The organism is Nonomuraea sp. NPDC051941, from assembly GCF_044593615.1.
Genome location: NZ_JBIUCF010000007.1, coordinates 267,859 through 280,072 on the forward strand (window position 1 = coordinate 267,859; position 12,214 = coordinate 280,072).

Annotated in this window: 13 protein-coding genes; 7 read left to right on the forward strand and 6 right to left on the reverse strand. The window is 71.5% G+C overall.

Going from position 1 to position 12,214, the window contains the following annotated elements; genetic code table 11:
- The first annotated feature begins 12 nt into the window (after nucleotides 1-12).
- The 3 genes from ACIHFD_RS15500 to ACIHFD_RS15510 are packed head-to-tail and all read left to right on the forward strand — an operon-like array spanning nucleotide 13 to nucleotide 1,572.
- A complete protein-coding gene (locus ACIHFD_RS15500; RefSeq protein ID WP_350731891.1) occupies nucleotides 13-519 on the forward strand; it encodes an HNH endonuclease in 507 nt (168 codons plus the stop codon).
- A gap of 47 nt (nucleotides 520-566) precedes the next feature.
- Nucleotides 567-1,364, forward strand: a complete 798-nt coding sequence (locus tag ACIHFD_RS15505; protein ID WP_397367433.1) for a GNAT family N-acetyltransferase — start codon at nucleotides 567-569, stop codon at nucleotides 1,362-1,364.
- 4 nt (nucleotides 1,365-1,368) lie between these two features.
- Complete coding sequence (locus ACIHFD_RS15510; RefSeq protein WP_355200186.1) at nucleotides 1,369-1,572, forward strand: zinc ribbon domain-containing protein; 204 nt, start codon at nucleotides 1,369-1,371, stop codon at nucleotides 1,570-1,572.
- A gap of 16 nt (nucleotides 1,573-1,588) precedes the next feature.
- On the opposite strand, the gene ACIHFD_RS15515 is transcribed toward ACIHFD_RS15510, so the two are convergent.
- From ACIHFD_RS15515 to ilvD, 3 genes are all read right to left on the reverse strand, one after another.
- The gene (locus ACIHFD_RS15515) at nucleotides 1,589-2,464 is read right to left on the reverse strand and encodes a serine hydrolase (RefSeq protein WP_397367434.1); all 876 of its coding nucleotides are present in this window, start codon (nucleotides 2,462-2,464) and stop codon (nucleotides 1,589-1,591) included.
- Between the two features lie 67 nt (nucleotides 2,465-2,531).
- A complete protein-coding gene (locus tag ACIHFD_RS15520) occupies nucleotides 2,532-3,026 on the reverse strand; it encodes a helix-turn-helix transcriptional regulator (RefSeq protein WP_397367435.1) in 495 nt (164 codons plus the stop codon).
- 162 nt (nucleotides 3,027-3,188) lie between these two features.
- A complete protein-coding gene (ilvD, locus tag ACIHFD_RS15525) occupies nucleotides 3,189-5,027 on the reverse strand; it encodes a dihydroxy-acid dehydratase (protein WP_397367436.1) in 1,839 nt (612 codons plus the stop codon).
- Nucleotides 5,028-5,173: 146 nt separating this feature from the next.
- On the opposite strand from ilvD, the gene ACIHFD_RS15530 reads away from it, so the two are divergent.
- The gene (locus ACIHFD_RS15530) at nucleotides 5,174-7,870 is read left to right on the forward strand and encodes an ABC transporter substrate-binding protein (protein WP_397367437.1); all 2,697 of its coding nucleotides are present in this window, start codon (nucleotides 5,174-5,176) and stop codon (nucleotides 7,868-7,870) included.
- Here the strand turns inward: ACIHFD_RS15530 and ACIHFD_RS15535 are convergent.
- The gene (locus ACIHFD_RS15535; RefSeq protein WP_397367438.1) at nucleotides 7,867-8,649 is read right to left on the reverse strand and encodes a thioesterase family protein; all 783 of its coding nucleotides are present in this window, start codon (nucleotides 8,647-8,649) and stop codon (nucleotides 7,867-7,869) included. The genes ACIHFD_RS15530 and ACIHFD_RS15535 overlap by 4 nt on opposite strands.
- A 96-nt stretch (nucleotides 8,650-8,745) precedes the next feature.
- On the opposite strand from ACIHFD_RS15535, the gene ACIHFD_RS15540 reads away from it, so the two are divergent.
- Nucleotides 8,746-9,501 carry a TetR/AcrR family transcriptional regulator gene (locus ACIHFD_RS15540; protein ID WP_397367439.1) on the forward strand — a complete coding sequence of 252 codons (756 nt, stop codon included), beginning with the start codon at nucleotides 8,746-8,748 and terminating at the stop codon, nucleotides 9,499-9,501.
- 49 nt (nucleotides 9,502-9,550) lie between these two features.
- Here ACIHFD_RS15540 and ACIHFD_RS15545 read toward each other — a convergent pair whose 3' ends face one another.
- On the reverse strand, nucleotides 9,551-10,327 hold the full coding sequence (locus ACIHFD_RS15545) for a nuclease-related domain-containing protein (RefSeq protein WP_397367440.1): 777 nt from the start codon (nucleotides 10,325-10,327) through the stop codon (nucleotides 9,551-9,553).
- A gap of 256 nt (nucleotides 10,328-10,583) precedes the next feature.
- On the opposite strand from ACIHFD_RS15545, the gene ACIHFD_RS15550 reads away from it, so the two are divergent.
- On the forward strand, nucleotides 10,584-10,874 hold the full coding sequence (locus ACIHFD_RS15550) for a hypothetical protein (RefSeq protein WP_397367441.1): 291 nt from the start codon (nucleotides 10,584-10,586) through the stop codon (nucleotides 10,872-10,874).
- A 7-nt stretch (nucleotides 10,875-10,881) separates the two neighbouring features.
- Complete coding sequence (locus ACIHFD_RS15555; RefSeq protein ID WP_350731525.1) at nucleotides 10,882-11,244, forward strand: DUF5130 family protein; 363 nt, start codon at nucleotides 10,882-10,884, stop codon at nucleotides 11,242-11,244.
- On the opposite strand, the gene ACIHFD_RS15560 is transcribed toward ACIHFD_RS15555, so the two are convergent.
- The gene (locus ACIHFD_RS15560; RefSeq protein ID WP_397367442.1) at nucleotides 11,241-12,191 is read right to left on the reverse strand and encodes a hypothetical protein; all 951 of its coding nucleotides are present in this window, start codon (nucleotides 12,189-12,191) and stop codon (nucleotides 11,241-11,243) included. The genes ACIHFD_RS15555 and ACIHFD_RS15560 overlap by 4 nt on opposite strands.
- Between the last annotated feature and the right edge of the window lie 23 nt (nucleotides 12,192-12,214).

The following is a 12,214-nucleotide window of genomic DNA, read 5'->3' on the forward strand; positions in this document are numbered from 1 at the left end:
AGAGGCTCCATGATGCGCCAGGTCCTGCTGCTGAATGCCACCTACGAACCGCTGACCACCCTTTCCCTGCACCGGGCCGTCGTGCTGGTGCTGCGGGAGAAGGCCGACGTCGTCCACCGCGACGGCAGGGGCGCCGTGCTGCGCTCCGCCAGCCACACGCTCGACGTCCCTTCGGTGATCAGGCTGCGAAGATATGTCCGCATCCCCTACCGGTCCCGCATCCCGCTGACCAGGGCCGCCCTCATGAGGCGCGACGACTACCGCTGCGCCTACTGCGGGCAGCGGGCCGAGACCATCGACCACGTCATCCCGCGGTCCCGGGGCGGCACCCACACCTGGGAAAACTGTGTCGCCTCCTGCACCACGTGCAACCACAGGAAGGCCGACAAGTACCTGGAGGAGCTGGGGTGGACGCTGCGCTTCAGCCCCGCGGTGCCACGGGGCGCTCACTGGAGGCTCATCGGCGCGTCGCTGATCGGAGACCCCCAATGGGCGCCTTACCTCGAGGCCGCGGCCTGAGATATCGCTTTGTAAGGGGTGGCCACCGCCTGACACCATGAGCAGGCATGTGGACCTTCACCTCAGATGTTGAGGAGTACGCCGCGGTCGCCGAGCCCTTCCTGCTCGGCGACCCGGTGCGCAACACGGTCGCGTTGACCGTCCTCGCCAACCTGCGCGCCGGCATGCCCGCGAAGGGTCCCCGGTTCGGCTGGTGGACGGTCGACGGCGAGGTACGGGGCGCGGTCTTCCACACCCCGCCGCACCCGGTCGGGCTCGCCGACATGCCCCTGGAGGCCGTCGAGCCGCTCCTGGCCGCGCTCGGCGACCCCGCCGAGGTCGTGGGCAGGGTGGAGCTGACCTCCGAGGTCAAGCGGCTGCTGGGGGAGCCTGGGCGGCTGGTGCCCGAGCGGCTCTACCGCTTGGGGGCGCTCGCCGTCCCCGGCACGCCCGGACGCGGCAGGCTCGCCGCCCCCGCCGACTTCCCGCTGCTGGTCAGCTGGTACCAGGCGTTCGCCGAAGAGGTGCGGATGGGCATGGGCGACGACGTGGTCGAGTCGGTCGCGCGGCGGCTGGCGGCCCGCGAGCTGTTCGTGTGGGAGGCGGGTGGGGCGCCGGTCTCGCTGGCCGCGCTCTCCCCGGCGGTCGGCGGGGTCTGCCGCATCGGGCCCGTCTACACGCCGCCCTCGTGCCGCAGGAACGGCTACGGGGCCGCGGTCACCGCGTACGCCAGCCAGGTCGGCCTGGCCGAGCGCTGCGACCAGGTGGTGCTCTTCACCGACCTGGGCAACCCGACGAGCAACGCCGTCTACCAGTCGATCGGGTACGTGCCCGTGTCCGACTTCGAGCACATGACCTACTCTTAGGGGCATGCCGCGTTACGACTTCCGCTGCCGCGCCTGCGGCTCCACGTTCGAGGTCTCCCGTCCCATGTCGGCCTCCGACGACCCGGCCACCTGCCCCGACGGCCACGACGACACGGTGAAGCTGCTGTCCACCGTGTCGATGACGGGCGGCGCGGCCGCTCCGAAGGCGAGCGGGGGCGGCTGCTGCGGCGGAGGGTGCTGCTCCTAGAACGGCCTGTGACGGCCTAGAACACCTGGGCGGCGGTGAAGGTCGCCTGCGAACGCGTCAGCTCCTCCACCGCCAGCTTGGCGAGCCGCTCGACCGTGGCGATCCCCGTCTCCATGGTCGGGCTGCGCTCCGACAGCACCGCGATGAGCACGTCGTGCCCGTCCACGCCGAGCCGGCCCACGCTGTTGATCGTCCACAGCCCGTCGTGCGCGTCCACGGGCAGCCAGCCGTTCTTGAGCGCCACGTCGCCCCCGGCCGAGCTGACCCCCCACGCCTGTGACGGCTCCACGGACGACATGAGCTTCAGCGCGTAGCGCCGGTCGGAGGCCGGCAGCGGCCCCGCGGGGTCCGTGAGCCACTCCAGCACCTTGACCTGGTCGGACGGCCGGCTGCGGGTCGTTCCCCAGTACAGCCCGGGCCCCGGCCACGTCTGCTCGACGCCGAGCCGGCGCAGGACCCTGGTGAGCCCCTTCTGGCCGCCGACCGTCAGGTAGAGCTCGTGAGCGCAGTCATTGTCGCTCTCGCGGATCATCTTGGAGGTGAGCGTGCGCTCGTACGCGCTCAGCTCGCCCTGCTTGCCCAGCAGGAACGCCAGCAGGATGTCCACCTTCGCCACGCTCGCCAGCACGAACGGCGTGCGCTCGCGGTAGGAGTACCTGGCACCGGTCGTGCGGTCATAGACGGCCAGCGCCGCGCGCCCGGGGCGTTCGCGCAGGTATTGGTCCAGCGTGCGGTCGAGAGCGCGCCGCGCGGCAACAGGCAGCACGCTCTCGACGACCACCCCGCCCGGCTGCCCGAAGGAGGCGGCCTGAGGCGGGACGACGGTTGACGGGTTTGCACAGCCGGCCACGGCCAGCAGGGCAACGACGAGCGAGATCCCCCGAACGCGCATGTGCGGGAGCCTGCCAGCCGCCACCCCAAAGGCCGGGGGCACGGAAGGTCAAACGCCGGTCAGTTTCCTAGGCGGCCCTGGGGCGCTTGCGGCGCTGGAACGGGAGGAACCGGTCGGCCAGGTGCGGACGGGACGGCGTGAGCGTGGGCTCGACCGCGATGATCCGGTCGAACCGGAACGCCCTGATCCCCCGGCGCATCCTGCACACGCCGACCAGATACCAGTATTCGCGGTGGACCAGGCACGTCACCGGCTCGACGTCGCGCGAGGTGATGATGCCGGAGGCGTCGCGGTAGTGGAGGCGGATCATGAGACGGCTGGTGATGGCGTCCGCCATGAGCCTGGCTCTGGAGGCGACCTCGACGGGCAGCGGCTCGGTCAGGGTCGTGAGCGTGGTGGCGATGACGTCGTCGTCGAGCTCCAGGTGCTCGAGTGCGTGTTGCAGGCCACGTCGTGCGGTGATGGCCTGCGGGCCCGATCCGAGGTGAGCGAGGGAGAGGGCGAGGGCGGCGATCTCGGCGGTCGTCAGCGGGCGAGTATCGTGCTTCACGACTGTCGTCATACCCCAATACTAGAGACGACGACCGACATTTTTCGAAAACCTGTGCGGCAGGCAAGGTCCTTGTCACCTACCGCACAGTGAGTGTTCTCCCGCCGTGCTGCGCCCGGCGGTCCTGCGATGGATGTCCTCGCTGCGCTGCGGATCCATCGCAGGCTTACCGCATCACCGCGACAATTGGGACAGGTCGCGCGAGGCGCCCGTGGAGGCGGACGTGGTCATCGCCGCGTACGCCTGCAGGGCCGCGCTCACCGGCCGGTTGCGGTCGCGCGGCCGGTATCCGCCCAGGTCGGCCAGGAGCCGCTCGCGCCGCGCGGCCAGCTCGGCCTCGGGCACCCGCAGCTCCATCGACCGGCCGGGGATGTCGATGTCGATGATGTCACCGTCCTCGACCAGCGCGATCGCGCCGCCCTCGGCGGCCTCGGGCGAGGCGTGGCCGATGGACAGGCCGGAGGTGCCGCCGGAGAAGCGGCCGTCGGTGACCAGCGCGCAGGCCTTGCCGAGCCCCCTGCCCTTGAGGAAGGACGTCGGGTAGAGCATCTCCTGCATGCCGGGACCGCCCTTGGGGCCCTCGTAGCGGATGACCACCACGTCGCCCTCCTTGACGCGCCCGCCGAGGATGCCCTCGACCGCGTCGTCCTGCGACTCGAACACCACCGCGGGCCCGCTGAACTTCCAGATCGACTCGTCCACGCCGGCCGTCTTCACCACCGCGCCGTCGCGCGAGATGTTGCCGTAGAGGACGGCCAGGCCGCCGTCCGCGGTGTAGGCGTGCTCCAGGTCGCGGATGCACCCGGCCGCGCGGTCGAGGTCGAGGTCGTCCCAGCGGTTGTCCTGCGAGTAGGCCTTGACCGTGCGCACGTTGCCGGGGGCCGCGTGCCAGAGCTCGACGGCCTCGGGCAGCACCGTCGGCGACTTCGCGTCCCAGGCGGCCAGCATGTCGGCCAGCGAGCCGCCGTTCACGGTGGGCACGTCGCGGTGCAGCAGCCCGGCCCGGTCGAGCTCGCCCAGGATGCCGGGGATGCCGCCGGCGCGGTGGACGTCCTCGATGTGGTACTTGTTCGTGGCCGGGGCGACCTTGCAGACGCACGGCACCCGCAGCGAGATCTCGTTGATCTCCTTGAGCCCGAAGTCGACGCCGGCCTCGCGGGCGGCGGCCAGGATGTGCAGGATCGTGTTGGTCGAGCCGCCCATCGCGACGTCGAGCGTCATGGCGTTCTCGAACGCGTCGCGGGTGGCGATCGAGCGCGGCAGCACCGACGCGTCGTCGTCCTCGTAGTAGCGGCGGGTGATCTCCACGAGCTGGCGGCCCGCGTCCTCGAACAGCTTCTTGCGCGCCTTGTGCGTGGCCAGGATCGTGCCGTTGCCGGGCAGCGCGAGGCCGATGGCCTCGGCCAGGCAGTTCATGGAGTTGGCGGTGAACATGCCGGAGCACGAGCCGCAGGTCGGGCAGGCGCTCTCCTCCATCTCCAGCAGCGCGGCGTCGGAGACGGAGTCGTCGGCGGCGGCGATCATCGGGTCGATGAGGTCGAGCTTCTTGCCGGGGATCTTGCCGGCCTCCATGGGCCCGCCGGAGACGAAGATCGTCGGAATGTTCAGCCTGAACGCGGCCAGCAGCATGCCCGGCGTGATCTTGTCGCAGTTGGAGACGCAGATCAGCGCGTCCGCGCAGTGCGCGTTGACCATGTACTCGACGGAGTCGGCGATCAGCTCGCGCGACGGGAGCGAGTAGAGCATGCCGCCGTGGCCCATCGCGATGCCGTCGTCCACGGCGATCGTGTTGAACTCCCGCGGGATCGCCCCGGCCTCCCGGATCGCGGCCGACACCACCTCGCCGACATCCTTGAGATGCACGTGGCCCGGCACGAACTGGGTGTAGCTGTTGGCCACCGCGATGATCGGCTTGCCGAAGTCGCTCCCGGCTACGCCGGTCGCCCGGAGCAGGGCCCGGGCACCGGCCATGTTCCTGCCGTGGGTGACTGTACGTGACCTGAGGGCGGGCATTGGGCATCTCCCATCGCTAGCGAGTCTTCACATGTTACGGCCACTGCCCGGCAACTGAGACACGTGTCCACACATCGGACGGTTGGTTACCGGATCGAGCCCGAAAAAGCAGCCGTCCGCGCCCGGACTCGTGTTACAGAGATCAGATGAGCAACGGGGCAGTCATGCTCGACGACCCCGCCAGGGTCGGCAACTTCATCCACACGATAGACCGCCTGTGCCGCAGACCGGCCAGGGGCGAGGGGGTGCAGGACTCGCCGCACGTCGCCAGGCAGCCACGGCTGGCCAGGTGGCGAGGGGAAGAGGACAAGAAGCAGCACGTCGAACGGATGGGCATCCCGCTGGTCCAGCTGAGCGAGGCGGGCGCCTGGCCGGAGATCCTGGCGCCGCAGGACAGGCAGGCCACGCCGGTCATCTCGCGCGGGATCCCGCGGGCTCGCCCCGACATCCAGCCGGGCGAAGGGGTGCCGAAGATCCTCTCCCGGATCGTGTCCGCCCTGCGCGGCACGAGACTGCGCTTCCCGCGCTATCAGCTGACCGCCCAGATCGTCGAGCAGTTGGCCGAGTCGCACGGCAAGGAGGACCAGGCTCGCCGGGTGCTGCGCGAGTCCGACCGCAACTGGGGGTGGGGCGTCGACACCGCGGGCAGGGGCGCCGAACACGTCCCCTTCCCGCTCAACCTGCTGCTCAAGCTGTTACCCGGCTTCCTGCACGACCTGCGGCTCAGCGGGCGCGTGCCCGGACTCGGCGGGCGGTTCCGCTGGCTGCGGCGCGCGCTGTCGGACGACGGCTCCAAGGCGCCCGGCGTCGCCGCCCTGCTGGCCGACCTGGACCCGGCCGACGAGCCGGGCGTCGCGCGGCTGTTGCTGCGCGCGTTCATGGACGACCTGAGCTGGCAGTACCGGCGTTCCCCGCTGCACGTGCGGGGTGCGGGCCACGTCTTCTACCCGCTCCTGCTGCTCAACGAGCACGGCGAGGCGCTCGTCAAGCTCATCGAGGAGCGGCGCGCGGACCTCGACAGGTTCGATCCGGTCGTGGTGGTCTCCTACACGCCGGACGCCGTGCTCCTGGAGGACGACGAGGATTCGGTGTGGCGGCTCATCCGCTGGCGCCGTGAGCTGGTCACGGCCGAGGACCGCGACACGTGGCGGCGGGTGCTGGACACGCCGCTCACCATCTCGGCCCCGGCCGTGCCCGCCGACCTCACCAGGTACGACGTCGCCGACCCCGCCTGGGTGCCGCCCGCCCGCATTGCCCCGTGGTGGTCGTCCCGGACGGCCATCGCGCTGTTCTGGATGGCCCTGGCGGGCATGGTCGGCGCGTACGCGGGCCAGACCGCCGCCTGGCACCGCAACGCCTGCGCGACCGGCCTGTGGACGCCGTGGACGGAGAGCGGCAGGCAGCTGGCCGGCACCGAGTGCGTGGGCGTGGCCGAGCCCGACTACCTGTTCTCGCCGGGCAACACCGAGATGCGGCAGGTCCAGGCCGTGCTCCAGGAGGAGAACGAGCGGGCCGCGAAGCTGCACGAGGGCGGCGACCGGCCGTACGTGACGATCGCCTACCTCGCGGCGCTCACCTCCACGGACCGGGACACGCTGGCCGCCGCCCGCGAGGGCCTGGCGGGCGTGGCCATCGCGCAGAGGCGGCAGAACAACTCCGCCGGCGCCAGCGAGCCGCTGGTCCGTATCCTCCTGGCGAACGCGGGCGGCAGGATGGAGCACGGCTCGAGCATCGCCCGGCTGCTGCTGCGCTACCGCGACGAGGAGGCGCCCATCGTGGGTGTGGTGGGCCTGGACCAGAGCCGCCAGGAGACCGTCGCGGCCATCCAGGAGCTGGGCAAGGCCGGGCTGCCCATGGTGGCCTCGACGCTGTCGGCCGACCGCCTCGTGAACGAGTCGCCGTTCTACTTCCAGGTCGCCCCGCAGAACTCCCGCCAGGCGTGGATGGCGGCCGCCTTCGCCGACTCGCTGGTCAAGAAGGGCGAGGTGAAGCGGCGGGCCCGGGTCTACTACTCGCACGACGTGACCGACTACTACGCCTCCAACCTCAAGGCCCGGGTCGTCGCCCGGATGGAGGAGCGCGGGTTCGCGGTGGAGGGGCTCAGGTTCACGCCCGTCGGAGGGGCCAAGCCGGGCCCCGACGACCGCAGCGACGACCCCTACGCGGGGGACCCCAGAAACGCGGGGGTGTCGGCGTGCGGGTTCGACGGGCTGGTGTACTTCGCCGGGCGCGGGATTCCCGACTTTGCCGAGTTCGTGAAGGGGGTGGCAGACAAGTGCGCGGACGCGCCGCCGACCATCCTCGGCGGTGACGACGTCACCAGGTACGCCGCGGACGTGCGCGTCAGGTCGGCCGTCAGCGGCGTGGGCTACTACTACGAGTCGTTCGCCGCCGCCCCGAACAAGTGCGGCGAGCCGCAGCGGCACGACTTCTACGCGGCCCTGTTCGCCACGTTCCCCTTCGAGTGCGAGGAGCCGGGGCCGGGGCGGACGCTGGACGGGCACGCCGCCCTGGCCTACGACGCCACGGAGACGATGATCACCGCCATCCGGCGGCTCGGCAGGGAGCGGCACCGCGTGCCGGTGAACTCGTACACCGTCTGGCGCCAGCTCGGCACGCTCTACACGCCCGACCAGAGCGGGCACGCCATCGAGGGCGCCACGGGCGCGCTCGACTTCGGCGCGGACTCGCCCCGGCAGTATCCCCTGGACAAGGCCGTGCTGATCCTGCACGCCAAGGGGGCCGAGCGGCCGACCCAGGTCGGCCTGTGCGGCGACGTCACCCGTTCCAGCCGGAGCGAGATCTTCCCGTGGTGCGCCTCGGTCCCGGAGATCTACCGCTAGGACGGCAGCCGTACGGCGGCGAGCTGGGTCGCCTGGGCCACCAGGCGGCCCTTGTCGTCCCAGACGTGGGCCACCTCGTCCATCCGGTCGCCGCCGACGTCCGTGGCCGCCAGCCGCACCCTGATCGGGCCGGGAGCGGGCAGCCTGCGGATGTACGCCGAGAGCTGGATCGTCGGCACCCACCCGGACAGGCCCAGGTCGAACGACACCGGCGGCACCGGGTCGAGCGCCACCAGCAGGCTCAGCGGGTCCCAGTCGGAGCCGTCCGCCAGCCGCTGCCAGCTCGCGATGACGCCGGCCCGGGTGGGGGCGCCGAACGCGAAGGACAGGTGCTCGGGGACGATGCGCTCCTCGACCACGGCCATCAGCGGCACCGTGAGGTCCGTGCCCGGCGGGTTGGTGGGAGCGAGGAAGCAGTTCTCCTCGGGCGGCAGCTCGACCGGCTCTTGCGAGGACCACCAGGGGCCGGTGTCGTCCAGCAGGCCGAGCGTGATGTGCGACTCGACGCGGATGCGGCCCTCCTGCACCAGCGCGGCCCTGACCTGGGCCACGCTCCTGCCGACCCGCAGCGTCTCCACCCGGGCCACGGCCTCGCCGGGCTCGGGCGGCTCGATGAAGGAGCCGCTGACGGCCGTCACGTGCGGGTGGCCCGCGCCCGCCGGGCTCTCACAGGCGGCCCTGGCGAGCACGGCCAGCAGGTAGCCGCCGTGCAGCCGGTTGCCGACGCTCCACTGGGCGTCCAGCACGGCCCCGAACTCGCCTTCGCCGCGATCGGTCAAGGCGGTCGCTTCGCTAAAATTCCCCATTTTTCAGTAAATCCCTTCCCCAGGGTCTCAGATTGACATCGTTAACCTGACGGCGTCAACCTGAGACCCATGACCACCAGACGCGTACGCGCCAGGCGCGGAGAGGGAGCGCTGCTGCGCGAGGAGATCCTGCGGGCCGCCGAGGACCTGCTGGCCGAGTCCGGCAGCGAGGACGCGCTCACGCTACGCGCGGTCGCCCTGCGGGCCGGCGTCTCCACGCCCTCCGTGTACCTGCACTTCGCCGACAAGGAGGCGCTGGTCGAGGCGGTCTGCATGCGGGTCTGGGGCGAGTTCGGCCGGATGTTCAGGGAGAACCTGGGCGGCGACCCGTTCCTGGCCCTGGGCAGGTGCGGGCGCGCCTACGCCCGCTTCGCCCTGGAGCATCCGGTGCAGTACCGGGTGCTGATGATGCGGGCCACTGCCGGGCCGGGCGTGCCGCCGGCCGCCGCCGAGTGCTTCCGTCACATGGTCGCCGCGGTCTCGGCCTGCGTGGAGACACGGGTGCTGGAGGGCGACCCCGAGGAGCTCGCGCTGGGCATGTGGTCGGCCGTGCACGGCTGCGTCTCGCTGCTGATCGCCCAGCCGTCGTTCCCGTGGCCGCGCGACAGGGAGGCGCTCATCGACCACATCGTCCGCGTCGCCGGGTTCGGCACCGCGGTGTACTCGCGCCTGCCGCAGACGCTCCCGCCGAGCGCGGACCTGGCCATGGCCCTGGACGACTTCGGCGCGCGCCTGGCCTCAGGCGTGGCCTCAGACGTGGCCTCAGGCGTGGCCTCAGGCGTGGAGAAGCCCCGCGGGGACGAGCCCGGCGGGGCTGGGGAATGACCGTCGGCCCGGACCCCGCCATATCGAACGGGTATGCCCGGGCCGGGGCCTAGTCTTCGCCGTAGCGGGCGGGCAGGACCTGGGCGGCGATGTCGAAGATCCGGTCGATCTCGCCGTCGGTCAGGGCCCGCTCCCGCTTGGTGATCCACTTGCGTGCGCGGTCGCCCTGGTAGACGTCCACGCCGCGGATGGTCATGATCTTCCACGGCACCGGCGGGCCGTAGATGGCGAGCGAGGGCACGACCGAGACCTCGCGGCCGAACGACTGGGTGATCAGCTCGCTGGCCTGTGACGCCTCCCACTTCGCCTCGGTGAGGCGGGCCTTCTTGTCGAAGGGGCCGTGGAAGAGCTTCTTGCCCATCTGCACCCGCACCGGGAGCCGCTTGTCCCACTTCTCGGAGTCGACCGCGTACACGCCGGTCGGGCCCACCACGAGATGGTCGATCTGGGCCTCGCTGTTGGGGATCGCCCTGGCGTGGAGCGTGCGATAGCCGCTGCGTTCGAGCTTGCGCAGCTGCGCCTCGGTGCGGCGCTCCGCCACGGATGTGCGCCGCCAGGCGGGCACGGACGAATGGGATCGCGAGCGGTAGACCGCCTCGGCGACGGCCGCGATCACACCCGCGGTCACGCCCAGCCGCCAGTCGCTCACGAGGAAGCCCACCACCACCGCGACGCCGATCCCCACCAGCACGCGGTTGCGCAGGCGGTGGAACTGCGGTTGTTGCAGCAGGCTACGCACGGACGCGCGCTCGACGGGCGCGTACGTGGAGGTGGGCGCCGAAGGCTTCGCGGCAGCGGTCTGCTCGCTCTCTGGCCGGTCGTTCACCCAGATTGGTGACGCATTGTGACCGTCTTCACGCTGGATGTCGGAGTCCACGTAACTCACCGTAGCTCGGAGATCGGAACGATTCCTAGTGTTGCCCTGTCCATAGTTTTATGGCCCAGCTCATCGTGTTCCACGCATGTTTTCGGGGTATGTTCTACGTTCTTCTCTAGAGATGTCGTCTCAAAAAAGATCTTACCTGGTGGACACTCCCAGGTGGGGTCTGGCCCGCTGCTCACATCGGGATTACGTTCAAGGTGTGCACAGCGCAGGCGAGATTCTGCTCTTTCTCATCGGGGTGTCGTTCGGGCTGTTCATCGTGATCAGCCTGCTGGTCCTGCTGCCTGGGCGCAGCGCGCAGCGCCGGGTGGAGTCCGGCCCGGTGTGGCTGGGCGGCCCGTCCAGGAGCGAGCGTGGCGTGAGCACGTCGGACCTGGTGCTGGCCGACCGGGTGGCGCACTGGGCGGACGTCCCGGAGCACGACTGGGTGGCCGCCGCCGAGACGGCCGAGCCCGGCGGACACCTCGGCGGGGCTTCCGCGGGATGGTGATGTGACGATGCGAGGACTGACGGCCGCACAGGCCGACGACGTCAGGCGCGCCCTGCACACCGCCGAGCGGCGCAGCGGGCTGCGGTTCGGGGTGTTCCTGGGGGATCCGGTGGGCTCGCGCCGCCACTTCGCCGAACGCCTGCACGCGGCCCTGGGCGAGGAGGCCGGCGACGCCGTGGTGCTCCTCGTCGACCTGAAGGGCCGCGCGCTGGAGATCGTGACGGGCGAGAACGCCCGCAGGCGGCTGACGGACGGCTCCTGCCGGCTCACGGCGATGTCGATGGCGACGGCGTTCAGCGTGGGCGATCTGGTGGGCGGCCTCCTCTATGGCATCGGCGCCCTGGGGGAGCAGGCCACCGCCCGCCGCTAGAGGCGTTGGAGCAGGCCGACGATGTGCTCGCTGACCCCGCGCAGCAGCGTCGCGGGCTCGATGGGCGCGGCCGCGACGGCCGAGAACAGCGAGGGCAGTCCGGGCAGCGGGAACCCGTCGTCCTGCATGGCCGCGGCCCCGACGGGGTTCTTGTCGAGGGCGGCGCGGCTGCGCTCCCACGCGTCGAGCACCTCCTCGGGCGACGGCACCCCGAACCCGTGCCCCACCGGGGCCGCGTGCCGCAGCCGGACGAGGGGAGTGTCGGCGAAGGTGAGCGCCGTGCGGGCCCGGACATGCAGGTCGGCGCGCGGCTCGGGCGCGATCCAGTCCATGGCCGTGCACGGGTTGCGGCAGGTGGCGACGCAGACGGCGAGCGCGCCGGCGACCTGGCTGTGCTGCCGGTCGAAGTACGCGCGCCAGCCCTCGCCCGGCTCCAGGGACACCCGCAGCGTCCGGTTGGTGGCGGACTGCTCGGACTTGGTGTGGTCGCACTCCCGGTCGCCGATCACGCCGAAACGGCTCCCCGGCGCGCTCAGCCCCTCGGGCCAGCGGGCCGGGTCGCCGGCGTGGCCGAGCTGGGGCTCGAAGGCCAGCAGCGGCAGGTATTCGCTGGCGATGTGGACCGCGGCGATCATCGGGCTCAGCTCGCGCCGGTGCCACCGTGCGGCGATCACCTCGAGCAGCAGGCCGTACGCGGGCCGCAGCGACTCCAGCGCCCCACGCGGCTGCTCGCGCGGCGTCTGCGGCATGTGACAGGCCCGGGCGCGCCGCCGCAGGTCGGCCGGGACGCCCTTCGCCTCGGCCGCGAAGTCCTCGGCGTCGAGCGAGAGCAACCGGTGACCGAACTCGCAGACCTCGGCGATCTCCGCAGCCGGCGCGAGCGCGCCGAGATCGGCGAAGGCATAGCGGCGGGCCAGGGCGACGAGCAGGTCACGAGTCGAGTCCACCCGACGACTCTCTCACGATCGGC